Source organism: Pseudoalteromonas sp. P1-11, from assembly GCF_001399995.1.
Classification (GTDB): Bacteria; Pseudomonadota; Gammaproteobacteria; order Enterobacterales; family Alteromonadaceae; genus Pseudoalteromonas; species Pseudoalteromonas atlantica.
Genome location: NZ_LJSP01000006.1, coordinates 185,520 through 202,037 on the forward strand (window position 1 = coordinate 185,520; position 16,518 = coordinate 202,037).

The following is a 16,518-nucleotide window of genomic DNA, read 5'->3' on the forward strand; positions in this document are numbered from 1 at the left end:
TAATTAATAGCCATAAAAGTAAGTAATATGAGGAATAGTTTGGCCATTTTCTGTGCGCTGAGGGTGGCTAGTTACGCGCGCACATACCCCAAAAACATCCGCTAGCATGTCCTCACTAAGTACCTGCGCAGGCGAACCTGTATGTGTTATTTTACCTTTATTAATAACCACCAGCTCATCGCACATAGCGGCTGCTAAATTTAAATCATGAAATGAGGCAAACACAGTGACCCCTAGCGATTTTGCCAGTTCCATCACTTGTATTTGATATTTAACATCTAAATGGCTAGTTGGCTCATCCATGATGAGTAATTGCGGTTGCTGCACTATAGCGCGGGCAATTAATGCACGTTGCTTTTCGCCCCCCGAAAGCGATTCAAAATTTTGCTTACACTGTTGCTCAAGCCCTACGGTTTTTATTGCCTGTGTAATTTTTTGTTTGTCGCTGTGGGTGGTGGCGCTAAATAATGATTTATGAGGTGTAAGCCCAAGGGCAACCACATCAAATAATGTTAGGTTAAATTGCGCAGGCGTTTCTTGTAGAACTACAGCAACATATTTTGCGTAGTCTTCACTTTTAAGCTGCCAAATATCCTGCTGATTAAAGGTAACGTTACCAGCGGTGGGTTTATTAAAGCGATACAAACAGCGCAGTAAGCTCGACTTACCCGCCCCATTTGGGCCAATTAACCCAATAAACTTACCCTTAGCTATGTGTAAATTAATATTGTTTAAAATGGCGTGTTCATCAACTTCCCACGACACATTTTGAACGTTTAATAAGGGTGTATTTGGCGCTAATGTAGTTTGCAAAAGTGAGTCCTTGGAAAGCGTGCACTCACTAACACACAGCTAAAAGACTAGTGCATCAATAAAAATGAGTTTACCCGCTCGTTAAAAAAGTATACCAATCTAGAACTTCTCATGCTGATTGATATGTATCATTTGTATCTGACTTAAAGCGTGATGCTAATTACAGTTACGGGAATAGTTGAGGAATTTCACCCCATTCCAAATGAGGATCTATTATGGGCGGGTAAGTAAATAATTTAAAGCAAAAAAAACCGCGCTCATTAGAGCGCGGTTAATAAAGGGAGTGTTTAAGCAACGCTTAAAACTTGTATTCCATACCTAGGCCAACGTAGTCTTGGTCAACATTGTTGTCCATATCGAAGCTTGAGTAAAAACCAAATACTTTAATGTTTTTATTAAACTTATGATCAACACCTACAGAAACTGCCGTTTTGTCGTCGCTGTCATCAAAGTCCATTGCTTGGTATTGCACTTTAAACGTGTTTTTACCCATGCTGTAGGCTGCGTTTAATAAATAGCCGTCAGCTTCTGCGCTACCGTCTACTTTTTCTTGAGTTTGGTACATAGCGCCTAATTTAAAGCTCTCTACTTTACCTTGAATTGACGCACGCACTACATCGTAGCCATTTACTTCGCTATCGGCTGCAACCGAGGCGTAAACCGCACTCTTTTTAAGTGCAGAGTCACCGTAGGTAACCGCCATTGAATAGCCGTTATCTGCAGCTACGTCATCTTCGGCAATAAATGTAGCAAGTACTTTAAAGCCTTCGTAGCTTTTAGATGTATAAGTGATTGAATCACCTAAGCGGTTTTCACCTTTAAAGACATTTTTAATATCGCCTTCAAGGTCATTAAATAAATCTAACTTACCTTGCGATTGTTTAAGCGCTGTATCGTTACGACCCACAACAACTTGACCATATGCACCTTTTAAACCTACGTACTGGTTACGTGCAGAAATATTGTCGTCGTTATCACCTTTAGAGTCAGCATCAGATACATCAACTTGAAACTCAAACTTATAAACCGCTTCTAATCCATCAGTAATCTTTTCAGACCCTTTTAGGCCAAAGCGAGATGCATTACTTTTAATTTCAGTGAAAGACCCTTCGCCATCATCAGACGATTGCACAGTAACATTCGCTTTACCGTATACATCAACGTCTGCAAACGCGCTAAAAGATAAACCACTTACTAGTGCAACACATAAGCTCGATTTTACAAAATTCATGTTATTTCCTCGATAATCACAAGACTAATTTTTAAAACAGCTGCAGTTTGTCACCGTTAAATGACAGATATATTACAAAGGAAACATTTTTGTCTTTTTATTTTAATAAAAGTGTCTAAATTCTGAAAACAAACCGACATGAATATTTAATAAACAAAATTGTACCTATTCAACCTCATTAAAAATCATAGTCGGTATTTAGTGTTCATCAACAGGCTGATAAGCATTTATTTTAGGTAATAAGTTAATCAGGGTTTCTATTAGCTCTTTTTGTTCGTTGTCTCTGTGGTAGGCCACAAAAATATCACGCGAAGTATGTTCTACGTCTTTTACATGAAACAGCTCACCCTTTTCTAGGTGAGATTCAACAAGTACCTCGGGGATAAACGCACTGCCGCCACACTGAAGAATTAAATCAAGGGCAATACGCCCCGTACTGGTTCTAAAATAAGGCGGCGTTTTACCGGTAAATTGGCGCGCATGCCATAGCGAAAACGTAGTACCCCAATCAACGTATACATATTGGTTATCAAAAAAGTTCTCGTTAGTGGCCGTGTCATAGCCACTAACCGGAATAATTGGCAGCTCGCAAATTCGCTCAACCACAAGCTCGTCTACTTTAGGGGGGTCAAATAAAATGGCTAAATCAAGCGTACGCTCTAATAATAACCGCGTGCTTTCTTGTTGGGCTTTAACCTCTGCGACCAACGAGACCCCAGGCATAGCCGACACAATATTAGTAATGCCAAATTGTAAAAACGCATCCCATATATTAGGTGTACCCGCTAAACTTATTTGCTTGTGCATGTTATCGGCAAGTGCCACATCCACTTTGGCACGCTGCATGCCGGTAATGATCATTTTAGCGTGCGGAAGCAATCGCTCTCCTGGCGCCGTTAATTGAATATTGTTACGCTGGCGAATAAACAAGTTTACACCCAACCCCTGCTCTAACTGGCGAATCCGAAAGCTTACTGCCGATTGAGTGATATACAGGTTTTCAGCCGCTTTACCAAAGTGACGCGTGCGCACAACCTCTACAAATGTTTTTAATAAATCTATATCCAATTTTTTATCCTCACGATAAAAATAACTTGTTTAATAAATTGTCAAACTTGCATCATACTCCAGCAATAAACAGGGTATGAGGATACAGTTATGAGCAACGATATTTCACTACTTCGCCAAGCGTTTGTTAGCCAACGTCAATTTTATGATGATCAAAACTTTCCTCGCGGGTTTAGCCGCAGCGGAAACTTCACCTTATTAGAAGCCAGCATATTAGAGCAACACGGCGTTGTACTAAAAGGCCTTTATAATAAAACTTTAGCACCCCAAAATACGCTACAAGAGCAATTTGTTGACGTAGTTTGTGGCAGTAAAGAACCTACAAACCCAATCGAAAAAGCCTGGGTTAAATATTTAAAACTAACAACCTGTAAAACCAAGTTTCATACACTTTTTGGCCGTTCAAAAATGTCAGGGCCGGTACCAATAAGCCAAGACGATTATACCGAATCAGATAGCGTATAAGCCTCTAAGATATTTGCTTTTTTGCGTTTTAACAGTTACAACTTGTATAAGCAAATACTTTTGCAAAATATCAAACAAGGTTGTTACGTGACGCGAAAAATACTCATAGTTGAAGATACGCCTACTATAGCGCGTGTGCAAAAGCATATCGCGCTTAAAGCAGGTTACGAAGTAGATATAGCCGAGTCTTTAGCGGCAACAAAAGAGCTAATAAAACACAATAGCTACTTTTGCGCTGTTGTTGATTTTATCCTTCCCGATGCTCCTGCCGGTGAGGCGATTCCGTATACTATTAATGCCGACATTCCCACCATAGTAATGACAGGCAACATAGATAAACAAACTCGCGACACGGTAGAAAAATACCCAATAATTGATTACATAATCAAAGAAAACAAACAAGCTTACCAATACCTAGAAAAACAACTAAGCCGTTTACCACGTAACGAGAACGTAAAAGTGTTGGTCGTCGACGACTCAACCTCTACCCGTAGATACATTTGCAGTTTACTAAAGCGCCATAAGTATCAAATACTCGAAGCAAAGGACGGCAAAGATGCGCTAGAGGTACTTGAAAGCCAAAAAGATGTGTCTGTTATTATTACCGATAACGAAATGCCAAACATGAATGGTGATGAGCTATGCGCCGAAATTCGCCGGCTTTACAGTAATGATGAAAAAGCCATTATCGGTATTTCGGGTGCTGACTCGTCAGCATTATCGAGCCTATTTTTAAAAAATGGTGCCAACGACTACCTCCATAAACCCTTCAACAGCGAAGAGTTTTACTGCCGACTAAGTCAAAACGTCGACATGCTTGAGCAAATCGCAACAATCAAACGCCAAGCAAATACTGACTACTTAACTAACCTGCCTAATCGACGTTACTTTTTTGAAGAGTCGAGCAAGTCTCTCAAGTATTTAAAAAAATCAAATCAAGATGGCGCACTCGCCATGCTTGATATAGACCACTTTAAATCGATTAACGATACATACGGTCACGATTCAGGCGATGAAGTTCTCAAAGGGTTGGCGGTGTGTTTTAAAAAGTACTTTGAAAAGCAGCTAGTCGCTCGCTTAGGTGGTGAAGAATTTGCCGTTTACTTTACTGATGCAACCACAGCGCAAGCGCTAAAACGCCTTGAAGGGTTTAGGCAATTTATAGAACTCAATAGCCAAGAGTTTAGCCAAGAAAAAATTAAATTTACAATTTCTATTGGTTTTGCAAGCGGCCCTATTTACCAAATAGATGAGTTACTTAAACAGGCCGATTTAAAGCTGTATGATGCAAAAGAAACCGGCCGTAATAAAGTAATAAGCTAAACCTCAACGCTGCTTTATAGCAACTTACTTAAACTATTATTGCGCATAGGTATTAAACTTCGGCGGCGGTTACAGCCGCTTTTTTGCGCTTACGCGATTGATGATAAGAGTCCCAGGTAAATATAGCCAGCGCACTCCAAATACAGGCAAACGTAATCACCCGCTCTGCATCAAATACTTCATCGTAAAACACCACAGCAAGCATAAACATTAAACTTGGTCCTATGTACTGAAAAAATCCCAATGTTGTGTACTGCAAACGCTTGGCCGCTCCGGTAAAGCAAAGCAGCGGCAACGTAGTAATAATACCGGCACTAATTAACAGCGCATTGGTATGCCAATCGTTCAGGGCTAAATCGGAAGTAGGCGTTGGTGCCATTACCCACCAGTAAATTAATGCAACCGGCAGTAAAATTAGGGCTTCGAGTAAAATGCCTGGCAGCGCTTCAACAGGTAACTTTTTACGCAGTAAGCCATAAATAGCAAAAGACGTGGCAAGCGAAAACGCCACCACCGGAAACGAGCCAAAACTTACCAATTGCAATACTACGCCCGCAAAGGCTAAAAACACTGCAAACCCTTGTAACTTTCGCAGCCGCTCGCCTAAAAATAGCATTCCCAACAGCACATTAAGTAATGGGTTTATGTAATACCCTAAACTGGCATCGAGCATATGGTTATTATTAACCGCCCAAATAAACAGCCCCCAATTAAAGCCCAATATAGAAGATGTAAGTACTAACATTAAAATAATTTTGGGCTGGGCAACTATGCGCTTAACCTTATCCCAGTATTTAAGCACACTGACCACAAGCACTAAAAAAACCACAGACCAGACAACACGGTGAGTTAAAATTTCAAAAGCAGAAACATGCTGTATTTGTTTGAAATAAATAGGCGCTAAGCCCCACATTAAAAAAGCTAAACAGGCAAAAATACCGCCTTTACGCTGCTCGTTTGCAATCGACATACATACATACTACTTATTCATACTAAAAGGCCGACAGTTTATACCAATTTGTGCTATTAAGTGATTTATTTTGCGGAAAGTAAAGCTCAGCGCAGGGCAAAGCTTTTTATTTTAGCTGTACGTAATTAGCAGCTTTACCCTACTAAATACGTACCTGTACCAAAGGCGATTTGGATTGCCTTTTCATTGTGTAGCTCCATTCTACATACACACACTTTATTACCAGAGCGGATCAAAGTAGCACTGGCTGTAAATGCTTCCCCTTTGCCAGGGCGCAAATAATCTGTGCGCAAATCAATAGTGCCTAAGGTAGCCAGCTTTTGCTGTACGCTAGGGATATCAAGGTCGGTTAATTTATCAATAACACTGGCTGCTGCAAGCATGCCGCCCACATTATCGAGCACCGCCGATATAATACCGCCATGAAGAATTTTTTGTGCAGGATTGCCTATAAATACATCCTGCCAGGGAAAGGTAATTTTAGCTTGCTCAGGGCTGAGCGACTCTACCGAGATATTTAAAAACTGATTAAATGGCATGCCATTTACAAACAATGCGCCAACTTGTTCAATTAACATTTCTTTATTCATTATTATTCTCTATGTTTAAATTAACACTGGTACGATGAGTTAAGCATACCTGAAGCAAAACCACGAGGCACTAATTAAATCATTTACCTCTAAGCTAAAGACATCCTATTAAAAAAACACTAAAATAGCCGCCGATGAATACTCTAACCCCTACACCTAGCACATTGGTCCGCAAGCCCGACACGGTTCTTAAACAAGTGTTTGGCTACAGCGAGTTTCGTGATGGCCAAAAAGCGGTGATCGACGCGGCCATTAATGGCCAAGACTCTTTGGTACTTCTGCCTACAGGCGGCGGTAAATCAGTGTGTTACCAAGTACCAGCGTTAGTGCTCGAAGGGGTTACTGTGGTAATTTCACCGCTTATCTCGCTCATGCAAGACCAAGTAACGCAACTGCAAGCATTAGGTGTTAAAGCCGCTTACATTAATAATAGCCTGGCTCGCGAAGAGCAACAATTAGTGTACCAACAATTGCACCAAGGGCTAATAAAATTACTGTATGTTGCCCCTGAAAAAGTGCTTCAGCATGAATTTACCGAGCGACTCAGCCACTTAAATATCAGCTTATTTGCAATTGACGAAGCACATTGTGTATCGCATTGGGGGCATGACTTTAGACCTCATTACTTTAGATTAAATGAGCTTAAGCAGCGCTTTTCCCATGTACCTATGATGGCACTGACCGCCACAGCCGATAAAGCGACCCGCTTTGATATAGTTGAGCAATTAAAATTACAACAGCCCTATATACATACCGGCAGCTTCGACAGACCGAATATTCGTTACACCATCGAAGAAAAGTTTAAGCCCATGGCGCAACTACTGCGCTATTTAAAAGAGCAAAAAAATCAAAGTGGCATTATTTACTGCACTAGCCGTAAGCGTGTTGATGACATTGCCGAAAAACTCGCTGATGCAGGTTTAAATGCCGCCGCGTACCATGCTGGCATGAGCAACGAGCAGCGCCAATTTGTGCAAACCGGGTTTGCCCGTGACGACATTCAAATAGTCGTTGCGACCGTTGCCTTTGGTATGGGCATAAATAAACCAAATGTGCGTTTTGTTCTGCATTACGATATTCCAAAAAGTATTGAAGCCTACTATCAAGAAACCGGCCGCGCTGGACGTGATGGCTTAGCCGCAGAAGCCATTATGTATTTTGATCCCGCCGATATAGGCCGCGTTAGGCGCTTTTTTGAAGACATAGACGATGAACAACGCCGCCGCGTAGAAGAGCAGCGTTTTAATGCCATGGCCAGCTTTGCCGAGGCGCAAACATGCCGCCGGCAAATACTATTAAACTACTTTAGCGAGTATAAACGCGAGCAATGTGGCAACTGCGATATTTGCATTAACCCGCCAAAAAGCTTTGATGGCACATTAGTAGCGCAACAAGCACTTTCGTGTGTGTACCGAGCTGGGCAGCGTTTTGGCTTAGGCTATATTGTAGAATTATTACGCGGGGCTAATACCAGCCGCATACGCGACAACAACCACCACGAACTCAGCACCTATGGCATAGGCAAAGACAAAAGCAGTGAATTTTGGCTCAGTATATTACGCCAACTTATACACCAAGGCTTGTTAAGCCAAGATATTACCCAAGGTGCCTCACTGCGCTTAACCGAAGCAGCACGCGCTGTACTTAAAAGTGAATACGCTCTACAGCTTGCCGAGCCGCGCTTACAAGCTAAGCACGTATACCAAGATAAACTGGCGCAGTTTAACTACGACAAAAAACTATTTGCCCGCTTACGGGCTCTGCGTAAAGAACTCGCTGATGCCGACGATGTACCGCCGTACGTTGTATTTAACGATAAAACCTTAGCCGAAATGGCGCAGTTAATGCCCACCAACGACAGCGAATTTTTAAAGGTATCGGGCGTTGGCTTTACCAAACTCAATAAATATGGCGGCGAATTTTTAACGGCCATTCGTAATTACCTTGCTAGCAATTAAGTAAACTATGACCCAAATTGAATACAATCACGCCCATAAATGCATTGTTATAAGCCCGGTAGAAGCCCCACACGATGAAGACTTTGAGCTGTGGAGCACGCTGTTTTTACACGCCGATGAAATAACAATTATTGACTATGCTGGGGGTGCTGACCGTCATCAATTGCGCTTTAGCTATCAACAGCAAACCTTTAATTTAAATTTTGAACACTACAGCGAAAGTATTTGGATTAATGGCGAAGGCCAAGAAGCCGAGCATTTATTAGCAGCCCTTGCTTTTTACTTAAGCTAAAACACTTCGCATATGCACTAATTAACAAAGGTGCGTAACGGTAACAATTAATTAGTTTCAAAATCCATACCTTTTACTTACATTGTAATAACAATGATGTAAGCTGATATTACGACTCATATTTGCAGTAGTATTGAAGAGGTTGAATGGTGAATAGAAAATGGATTGCACACTGTTGTATAAGCTTAGCCCTTGTAAGCTTTAGTGCGCCTAAGGCCTTTGCACAACAACCGCCCAATAAAACTAACGCCTGCTCCGCTGTGCAAACTCACTCAGACAAAAGCAATAATTTACGCCGTGAGGTTGAAGATAAAACCACACTGATTAATAGTCGCCGCGACGCCCAAATAACCTCAATTACCCTTAAACAACTTAACGTTTTTAATACCGAGTTGGAGGAGGAAAATAACGCGCTTTTTCGTTTTGCCAACCGCGCGCATATTCAAACCGAGCCAGACGTTATTAGTAATATTCTGTTATTTAAACAAGGCGATAATTACAATGCCAGAAAACTCGCTGAGTCAGAGCGTTTATTACGCCAACAAAACTATTTATATGATGCGCAAATAAGCGCGGTTGAAAACTGCGACGGCAACGTAGATGTAGCGGTGGTAACTCGCGATTTATGGACCTTACTACCTGAAATAAGCTTTAGCCGCAGCGGTGGCGAAAATAAATCGAGCATTGGCTTTCGCGAATCAAATTTACTGGGTTGGGGCAAGCGTTTGTCGTTTTCACGCACCACCGACAGCGATCGTAATGGTTATTTATTTGTTTATGACGATCCTAATATATTATCTAGCCGGTATCGCGGGCGCTTAGAGTATGCCGACAACAGCGACGGTAAGCGCCACTTATTAGAGCTAACCTATCCGTTTTACGCCATAGATACACCTTATAGCTATGGTATTAAAAGCTTTTCTGAACAGCGAGAAGAGTCGTTGTATCGCCGTGGTGATGAATACAGTGAGTTTGATCAAACAACCGATTTTTTTAGCGCTTTTTTAGGCCACTCTAAAGCATTATCTGATAGCTGGACACAGCGCTTAACGCTTGGCTATGTAAAGCAAGAAGACAGCTTTGCAGAAATAGAAACAACCTTTGCTCCCTTGGCCAAAAACAGACAACTAAGTTACCCCTATGTGAGTGGTCATTGGTTTGAAGACAGTTATATAAAAGTGCGTAATTTTGACAGTATTTCGCGCACCGAAGATTTAAATTTAGGGTGGAATATTAAAGCCCTATTAGGCTACTCAGATGAATCACTAAGTAATGATGACAGCAGAGCCGTGTATTCGTTAAAAACTAAAAAAGCGCACTTTACTACCGACAGAACGCTGTGGCGTTTTAGTGCTCAAGTGGATGGTTATTGGAATAAAGAGCAAAAACAACTAGAAAACTTTTTAGCCACCAGCGAAGTGCAGTACTACTTAAATACCAGCGAAAACCAATCTTGGTTTGTTAAAGCCCGTGCCCAGTATGCTAAAAACCTAACCGCCGATAAGCAGCTAACACTTGGCGGCGAAACGGGCCTTCGTGGCTATCCTATGGATTACCAGCATGGCGACCGAAGCTTTTTAGTCAGCCTAGAAAAACGCTATTACTGGGAGTACGATTTACTGCAGCTATTTAAAGTCGGTGCAGCGGGCTTTGTTGATGTTGGCCGCGCTTGGTTTAACGATGAAGACAACGGCGAGAACGACCATGTTTTAAAAAATGTTGGGGTGGGTTTGCGTTTAGCACCTAGCAGAGCAAACTCTGGCACCATGATCCACCTTGATATTGCCGCCCCGCTTGATAGCTACGACGATGTTGATTCGGTGCAGTGGCTCGTGAGTGTTAAAAACACCTTTTAAATAGCGAGCAATAAACGAAAGCGTTACACTAGCGCTTTAAATTTTCCTAAAAACAGTACGGGATCACACTTTGGAATTGTTTGCGCTTTTAGAGCTAATGGGTACGCAATATAAATTGATTGTTACCCTTATGGCCATTTTACTTTTTCCTCTTTTATTAAAAGTCACTAAAAAGTTGCTCGAAAAAGCCATAAAAGGAAAAGTAGATGTTCATCGTAAATTTAGAGCTGAGCTGTTATTAAAAATCATTTTAGCGTTTGTAGTGCTGTGCTTAGTGCTTATATTTTGGGGTATAGAGCTGCGCGGGCTATTAGTTTTGGGCTCATCATTATTTGCTATGCTCGGGGTCGCTTTATTTGCCGCTTGGTCGCTGCTTAGTAACCTTACCGCTTTTTTACTCATGTTTATTCAAAATGGTTTTCATGTGGGAAATTGGGTGCGTATTGTTGATGGCGCAAACCATATAGAAGGGCGCATTGTCGAATTAGGTTTAATGAACGTGCTACTTGAGCATGTGGATGGGCACCGAGTTGTTTACCCTAATAACCTGTTTGTGATACGCCCGGTTATGGTATTAAATAAAGAACCTAAGCCTACAAAGGCACCGGTAATAAAACGGATTATTGGCCCTAAAAAGACATAGTTTTAAAAGTCATATCCGCAAAAAAACCGCAGTAAGGCAAACCTCACTGCGGCTTTTTACTAGCTAACACAATGCTAATTATTTAGCTCAGCTGTTTTAAGCTCTTCATCTAAATCATTTATTTCGTCAATAAAATGCTCTAATTGCTGCTCTACTAAGCTGTTATCATTTGCAAAGTAAGCAAGGTGGAATACCGCATCCCCTTCGTTTACTAATGGCATAGTTTGCTGGCCTATCACAATACCGCCTTTAGGCGCTAAAAGCTCAAGTTCGGTATCACCTAATGGGCTACTTATGTACGCCAACACTTGGCCTTTTTCTACGTGTTCACCTAGCGATACTTGCGCACGTACAATGCCATCTACCTCAGCGCGTATCCAACTTGTAGACCCTGCAATAATAGGTTCGGGCAGCTTTTTAGGACGCTTGCCGCGGATCATTTTTAAATGCCGCATCACATAATCCACACCCTGCACACCTGCTGCAATTGCAATGGGGTCAAAGCGTAGGGCTTCACCGGCTTCGTAAGTAATAACCGGTATACCTAAATTAGCGGCTTCACTACGTAATGAGCCATTACGAAGGGATGCATTTATAACCGCTGGCGTACCAAATGCTTTGGCCATCTCAGCGGTTGCTTCATCATCTAAGTTAGCGCGTATTTGCGGTAAGTTAGTACGGTGAATCGCCCCCGTATGTAAATCAATAATGTGGGTACAATGTACCGCCACCTGATTAAAAAACATATGTGCCATACGCCCCGCTAGCGATCCACGCTCAGAGCCCGGAAAGCTGCGGTTCATATCACGCCTATCGGGTAAATAACGTGATTTATGAATAAAGCCAAACACATTAACAATTGGCACAGCAATTATGGTTCCGCGCAGTTGGCTTGCATCTATTTTAGAGAGCAGCTGGCGTACAACTTCTACACCATTTAGCTCATCCCCATGAATAGCGGCACACACCATTAGCACTGGGCCTTCCATTACACCATTAACCACCTCAATAGGAATATTGAGCGGTGAATGGGTGTAAAGTTTAGCAGCCTCTAAGGCAAGGGTTTTACGCTCGCCCACGCCAACACTTTCACCTAATAAGGTAAAAGGACGATTAATTTTAACCTTTGCCACGGGTTGCGGTTCCTTTAATAGCAGCATTTTTTTCGATGAAATCAATCACCATACCGGCAATATCTTTACCTGTTGCCACTTCAATCCCTTCAAGGCCTGGAGAAGAGTTTACTTCCATTACCAAAGGCCCACGAGATGAGCGAAGTAAATCAACGCCCGCTACATTTAAGCCCATGGCTTTTGCTGCAGCAACGGCGGTTTTACGCTCTTCTGGAGTAATGCGTACTAATGTAGCGCTACCACCACGGTGAAGGTTTGAGCGAAACTCGCCTTCTTGCGCTTGGCGCTTCATGGCCGCTATTACTTTATCACCTAATACAAAACAACGAATGTCGGCTCCGCCAGCTTCTTTAATGTATTCTTGAACCATAATATTGGCTTTTAAACCCATAAACGCTTCAATAACACTTTCAGCCGCTTTGCGTGTTTCAGCAAGTACAACACCGATGCCTTGTGTACCTTCAAGTAATTTAATAACAACCGGAGCACCGCCTACCATTTCTAGTAAGTCTTTAACGTCATCTGGTTTGCTGGCAAAACCGGTTACCGGCATGCCTACCCCTTTACGTGATAACAGCTGAAGTGAGCGTAATTTATCGCGCGAACGAGAAATAGCCACCGATTCGTTAACAGGATAAACCCCCATCATTTCGAACTGACGTAAAACAGAGCAACCATAAAACGTCACCGATGCACCAATACGTGGAACAATGGCGTCAAAATCTTTTAAATTTTCACCACGGTAGTGAATTTCTGGCTGTTCTGAGTTTATATTCATATAGCAACGAAGCGCATCAATCACCTTTACCTCGTGACCGCGTGCCTCTGCCGCTTCAATTAAGCGACGCGTTGAATACAAATTTCTGTTGCGAGATAAAATACCAATTTTCATAGTTAAAACCTTAACTATCTAATAAATGAGATAAAGCCGGATCAACGACTATACGATTTTCCATGGCTGTACGCCCTAATAACATTCTAAACTTCATGGTTGCCCGACTCGTTAAAGTAACTTCTATTGGCCAGCTGTGCTGCCCTGCATGCAATGTTGTTTCTATAAAGTAGCGTAACTCTTTTTGCCCACTTGAGCTGGTTACCGCCTTAATTTTTTTAACCTTTGCAGTGCAAGCAACCTGAGTGTGTTCGTCATCTTGCAATGGTTGGACTATAAATTTTACCCACTTTTCTTCGCCTTCTTTGTACTCTTCAATGTTAATTGCATGAATACATGAAGTGCGGGCGCCAGTATCAACTTTTGCTTTTATCTTTTCGATGCCAAGCTCGGGTAAACTTAACCACTCACGCCAACCAACAGTTAACTTTGCTGTCATAAATGTGCCCTTAATAAAAAAGTGACTTATACGCTACGGCGCAAAAAACACCAGCGAAATAAATTTATCTAGTCGATGAGTAAATTAAATTGATCTTTTATAGGAACTAATCACACAATGCGCGCCTTGCTGTTTAGTGCCTTATTTAGCAATTAAAGCCTGCATATAGGTTTTACCTTAACGCTAACTTATTAAAAGTTAAAGTAAGTTTGTAAAGCACTATGCAGATACACTATAGTTAACTGTATTAAAAATACACTATTATATGAGTTTAAAATATGATTAATGGTTTACTGCATGCACTGGTGCTTGATGAAAAAGGCGGCGCGCACGCCATAGAAAACACCCGCGATTTAAATAACTGGCACCCTAGCCAAGGTAAACTGTGGATACATATGGACTACAGCCAAAGCGAGGCAGTAACGTGGCTTAAAAGCCAGGCTCACCTTACCGACTTTGAGCTTGATTCGCTTATTGCTGATGAAACTCGCCCTCGCTTAACACCTAGTACCAATGGCCATATGCTGTTTTTACGTGGTGTAAATTTAAACCCAGCGCAAAGCCCTGAGGACATGGTGTCAATTCGTTTATTTATTAGCGAATCTGTGGTTATCACAACGCGCAAACGTCGCTTACTTTCGATTCAAGATATATTAGCAGAGCTTAATGCTGGCCACGGCCCATGCTCAATATCAGAGTTGGTCGGCTCTATTACGCAAAAACTGACATCACGCATGCAAAGTGTCATTGATACGCTTGATGAAACCCTGGATGAATTTGAAGAAGAAATAGACGAGCCAAGTAAAAAGTTTGATAACCAAGGTTTATCTCAACTGCGCCGTCAAACTATTGCCTTAAAGCGTTACTTAAAACCGCAAAAGGAAGCGTTAAGTTTAATGGTAAATAACCATTACCCCTGGCTTTTAGATGAAGATAAAGCAAAGCTAAACGAAACCACTAACTTACTTATTCGTTATTTAGAAGAGCTAGATAGCGCCATAGAGCGTGCGCAAATCATTCAGCAAACCATTACTAACCAAGTGTCTGAGCAATTAAATCAACGCATGTATGTAATGTCAGTTGTGGCTGCGCTTTTTTTACCACTGGGCTTTTTAACTGGCCTTTTAGGGGTAAATGTAGGTGGCATACCTGGTACCGAAAACCCTTATGCATTTAGTGCATTTGTGATTTTTTTAATTGTGCTTACTGGCGGTATTGGCGTGTACTTTAAAAATAAAAAATGGTTATAAAATAAAGTTTTTTTATTATGGCCACTCAATTGAGTGGCCATAATAAGTCACTAATTAATTAGTTTCGCGCGTATAACTCACATTGGTCATCGTCACTTTTGACTCTGTAATGCCTAAATCCTCAAAACAGTTTTTAAACGAGTTAGAGTTTCCGGCCTCACCACATTTATCTAATGTGTATGGGTCTTGCGATTGCAGGTAGTTACCAAACTTAAAGTATGACTGCGAATCATCCTCTACTGGTATACCGAACGAGTTACCGAATGCCGTAACCTCTACATCGCCGTAGTTATTAACTACCCGCAAGTTAAATGTCTCACCGCTGGTCATTGTACCCAAAGCAAATTTTTCTTCATTACCGCTGGTATTACGTAAACGTACGTACACATCAAAAATTCCGTTGTTCGCTACGCTATCATTAAAGCCCGATTCATCAGTATCCGACACATACACTTTAGATATAGTGCCGGTATCACTAGCATGGTGCTGCGATATAATTGTTTTTCCGCCATCAGACATCTCAACTTTAACCGTAGCTTCGAACACTTCATAGGTTTGAGTCATAGCAACGCGTAAACTTTCTTTAACCTTATACTCATGACGCCAGCCATTACCATTAGGCGTAATATGTTGTGCCTCTAACGGCACAAACACTAAGGTGCTATCGTCAACGAGAGGATTTGGGTTATCACCTTCTAAATCAAAAATGCTACCACTGGTTATGCTGCTAGGAATTGTTGAACCATTTGAGTTATCGCTGCCGCCATCTGAGCCACCATCATTACTGCCGCTGCCCTCAACCAAGGCAAAATTATCAAACCTTACATCGCTGGTGTTGTTGTAATGTTTAGCAAAAACCTGAAGTGAATTGGTGTTTGCTGAGGTAAATGTTTTTGTTACTTTAGTCCACGAAGAAACATTAAAGGTTTGGTTTTTAAATAAACCATTTAAATCGTTTACACCAATTTGCCCTTTACCCAGCACATAAGCACTTAGGGTGTATTCAGTGTTAGGCTGTATATCTACCACTTGATAAACCCGTGCTGGACTGCCCTGAATTTTTAACGATTTTGAGCCACTGTAAGCATCTGAAGAAATAGCGGCTGGGTCGGTTTCGTTCCAATTACTAAAGCCACTTTCAAAGCCTGAATTATTAATTGTTGCAGCATGAGATAGCGCTGAACTTGTCGCAATTGCGCTGTAAAAAAACAGTTTTTTATGGTTAATCATTATCTTTATTCCTTTAAACCTGAATATAAAAATAACCTAACTACCTAGTTTTGTGTCAGTCACTAAAACTTAGATCACCCTGTGTAAACAGGTTTCTATTTTTGTGTATGAATAGATTTGGCAAGAACACTCGGGTTACAAAAATCAATCTAAAACCCTTGAATTGGCCTTACCAATATTAATACCATATGGCGAGCTAAAGGCTATATTTTTTGTTACCAATATGTCAACAGAGGATGTAATAGCAAATAAGTATTAGTTTTATTAAATATCGCATTTACAACTTGTAAATAGTTATAACTATTCAACAGGTTATATATTAGGGACAGGTTAGCAATAAATAAAAATATTTTTTCAATTTAATG

Annotated in this window: 16 protein-coding genes and 1 riboswitch; of the genes, 7 read left to right on the forward strand and 9 right to left on the reverse strand. The window is 41.3% G+C overall.

Annotation, left to right across the window (positions count from 1 at the left end; all coding sequences use genetic code 11):
* Window positions 1-3: 3 nt before the first annotated feature.
* The 3 genes from AN390_RS12545 to AN390_RS12555 form a co-directional block, all read right to left on the reverse strand.
* The gene (locus AN390_RS12545) at window positions 4-813 is read right to left on the reverse strand and encodes an ABC transporter ATP-binding protein (RefSeq protein ID WP_055254856.1); all 810 of its coding nucleotides are present in this window, start codon (window positions 811-813) and stop codon (window positions 4-6) included.
* A 111-nt stretch (window positions 814-924) separates the two neighbouring features.
* Window positions 925-1,065: riboswitch (cobalamin riboswitch) on the reverse strand.
* Between the two features lie 46 nt (window positions 1,066-1,111).
* Window positions 1,112-2,044 carry a porin gene (locus AN390_RS12550; RefSeq protein WP_055254857.1) on the reverse strand — a complete coding sequence of 311 codons (933 nt, stop codon included), beginning with the start codon at window positions 2,042-2,044 and terminating at the stop codon, window positions 1,112-1,114.
* Window positions 2,045-2,242: 198 nt separating this feature from the next.
* Window positions 2,243-3,112, reverse strand: coding sequence for a LysR family transcriptional regulator (locus AN390_RS12555; RefSeq protein ID WP_004587984.1), 870 nt, complete (start codon window positions 3,110-3,112; stop codon window positions 2,243-2,245).
* 90 nt (window positions 3,113-3,202) lie between these two features.
* Between AN390_RS12555 and AN390_RS12560 the strand changes: the two genes are divergently transcribed.
* Together AN390_RS12560 and AN390_RS12565 are read left to right on the forward strand one after the other, a co-directional pair.
* Entirely contained in the window at window positions 3,203-3,577 is a 375-nt protein-coding gene (locus AN390_RS12560; RefSeq protein WP_055254859.1) for a DUF413 domain-containing protein, read from the forward strand.
* A gap of 87 nt (window positions 3,578-3,664) precedes the next feature.
* On the forward strand, window positions 3,665-4,900 hold the full coding sequence (locus tag AN390_RS12565; protein WP_039972264.1) for a response regulator: 1,236 nt from the start codon (window positions 3,665-3,667) through the stop codon (window positions 4,898-4,900).
* A 52-nt stretch (window positions 4,901-4,952) separates the two neighbouring features.
* On the opposite strand, the gene rarD is transcribed toward AN390_RS12565, so the two are convergent.
* Window positions 4,953-5,870 carry an EamA family transporter RarD gene (gene rarD, locus AN390_RS12570; RefSeq protein WP_004587981.1) on the reverse strand — a complete coding sequence of 306 codons (918 nt, stop codon included), beginning with the start codon at window positions 5,868-5,870 and terminating at the stop codon, window positions 4,953-4,955.
* 134 nt (window positions 5,871-6,004) lie between these two features.
* The gene (locus AN390_RS12575; protein ID WP_024031562.1) at window positions 6,005-6,460 is read right to left on the reverse strand and encodes a thioesterase family protein; all 456 of its coding nucleotides are present in this window, start codon (window positions 6,458-6,460) and stop codon (window positions 6,005-6,007) included.
* Between the two features lie 134 nt (window positions 6,461-6,594).
* On the opposite strand from AN390_RS12575, the gene recQ reads away from it, so the two are divergent.
* The 4 genes from recQ to AN390_RS12595 all read left to right on the forward strand — a co-directional run bounded on the left by recQ (window position 6,595) and on the right by AN390_RS12595 (window position 11,209).
* Complete coding sequence (gene recQ / locus AN390_RS12580) at window positions 6,595-8,418, forward strand: DNA helicase RecQ (protein ID WP_054983758.1); 1,824 nt, start codon at window positions 6,595-6,597, stop codon at window positions 8,416-8,418.
* Window positions 8,419-8,425: 7 nt separating this feature from the next.
* Window positions 8,426-8,710, forward strand: coding sequence for a DUF3630 family protein (locus tag AN390_RS12585; protein WP_029772370.1), 285 nt, complete (start codon window positions 8,426-8,428; stop codon window positions 8,708-8,710).
* 146 nt (window positions 8,711-8,856) lie between these two features.
* A complete protein-coding gene (locus AN390_RS12590) occupies window positions 8,857-10,566 on the forward strand; it encodes a ShlB/FhaC/HecB family hemolysin secretion/activation protein (protein ID WP_055254862.1) in 1,710 nt (569 codons plus the stop codon).
* 70 nt (window positions 10,567-10,636) lie between these two features.
* Complete coding sequence (locus AN390_RS12595) at window positions 10,637-11,209, forward strand: mechanosensitive ion channel domain-containing protein (RefSeq protein ID WP_055254865.1); 573 nt, start codon at window positions 10,637-10,639, stop codon at window positions 11,207-11,209.
* A 74-nt stretch (window positions 11,210-11,283) separates the two neighbouring features.
* On the opposite strand, the gene AN390_RS12600 is transcribed toward AN390_RS12595, so the two are convergent.
* From AN390_RS12600 to AN390_RS12610, 3 genes are read right to left on the reverse strand one after another with little or no spacing between them, the layout of a single operon-like run.
* Window positions 11,284-12,342 carry a succinylglutamate desuccinylase/aspartoacylase family protein gene (locus tag AN390_RS12600; RefSeq protein ID WP_055254867.1) on the reverse strand — a complete coding sequence of 353 codons (1,059 nt, stop codon included), beginning with the start codon at window positions 12,340-12,342 and terminating at the stop codon, window positions 11,284-11,286.
* Complete coding sequence (gene rimK, locus AN390_RS12605; protein WP_004587974.1) at window positions 12,329-13,234, reverse strand: 30S ribosomal protein S6--L-glutamate ligase; 906 nt, start codon at window positions 13,232-13,234, stop codon at window positions 12,329-12,331. Before rimK ends, AN390_RS12600 begins: the two co-directional genes overlap by 14 nt.
* A 10-nt stretch (window positions 13,235-13,244) precedes the next feature.
* Window positions 13,245-13,673: an ATP-dependent zinc protease gene (locus tag AN390_RS12610; RefSeq protein ID WP_024031556.1), complete on the reverse strand. Its 429-nt coding sequence runs from the start codon at window positions 13,671-13,673 to the stop codon at window positions 13,245-13,247.
* Between the two features lie 278 nt (window positions 13,674-13,951).
* Between AN390_RS12610 and AN390_RS12615 the strand changes: the two genes are divergently transcribed.
* The gene (locus tag AN390_RS12615) at window positions 13,952-14,923 is read left to right on the forward strand and encodes a zinc transporter ZntB (protein ID WP_029772374.1); all 972 of its coding nucleotides are present in this window, start codon (window positions 13,952-13,954) and stop codon (window positions 14,921-14,923) included.
* Window positions 14,924-14,977: 54 nt separating this feature from the next.
* Here AN390_RS12615 and AN390_RS12620 read toward each other — a convergent pair whose 3' ends face one another.
* Window positions 14,978-16,153 (reverse strand): polysaccharide lyase family 7 protein, encoded by a 1,176-nt coding sequence (locus tag AN390_RS12620; protein WP_055254869.1) that lies wholly within the window; start codon window positions 16,151-16,153, stop codon window positions 14,978-14,980.
* Window positions 16,154-16,518: the final 365 nt, after the last annotated feature.

What these genes read in the sequence shown, in the direction of transcription:
- AN390_RS12550 (WP_055254857.1), bottom strand. Translation starts at nt 2,044, where the DNA reads ATGAATTTTGTAAAATCGAGCTTATGTGTTGCACTAGTAAGTGGTTTA.
- AN390_RS12560 (WP_055254859.1), top strand. Translation starts at nt 3,203, where the DNA reads ATGAGCAACGATATTTCACTACTTCGCCAAGCGTTTGTTAGCCAACGT.
- rarD (WP_004587981.1), bottom strand. Translation starts at nt 5,870, where the DNA reads ATGTCGATTGCAAACGAGCAGCGTAAAGGCGGTATTTTTGCCTGTTTA.
- AN390_RS12575 (WP_024031562.1), bottom strand. Translation starts at nt 6,460, where the DNA reads ATGAATAAAGAAATGTTAATTGAACAAGTTGGCGCATTGTTTGTAAAT.
- recQ (WP_054983758.1), top strand. Translation starts at nt 6,595, where the DNA reads ATGAATACTCTAACCCCTACACCTAGCACATTGGTCCGCAAGCCCGAC.
- AN390_RS12585 (WP_029772370.1), top strand. Translation starts at nt 8,426, where the DNA reads ATGACCCAAATTGAATACAATCACGCCCATAAATGCATTGTTATAAGC.
- AN390_RS12590 (WP_055254862.1), top strand. Translation starts at nt 8,857, where the DNA reads ATGGTGAATAGAAAATGGATTGCACACTGTTGTATAAGCTTAGCCCTT.
- rimK (WP_004587974.1), bottom strand. Translation starts at nt 13,234, where the DNA reads ATGAAAATTGGTATTTTATCTCGCAACAGAAATTTGTATTCAACGCGT.
- AN390_RS12610 (WP_024031556.1), bottom strand. Translation starts at nt 13,673, where the DNA reads ATGACAGCAAAGTTAACTGTTGGTTGGCGTGAGTGGTTAAGTTTACCC.
- AN390_RS12615 (WP_029772374.1), top strand. Translation starts at nt 13,952, where the DNA reads ATGATTAATGGTTTACTGCATGCACTGGTGCTTGATGAAAAAGGCGGC.
- AN390_RS12620 (WP_055254869.1), bottom strand. Translation starts at nt 16,153, where the DNA reads ATGATTAACCATAAAAAACTGTTTTTTTACAGCGCAATTGCGACAAGT.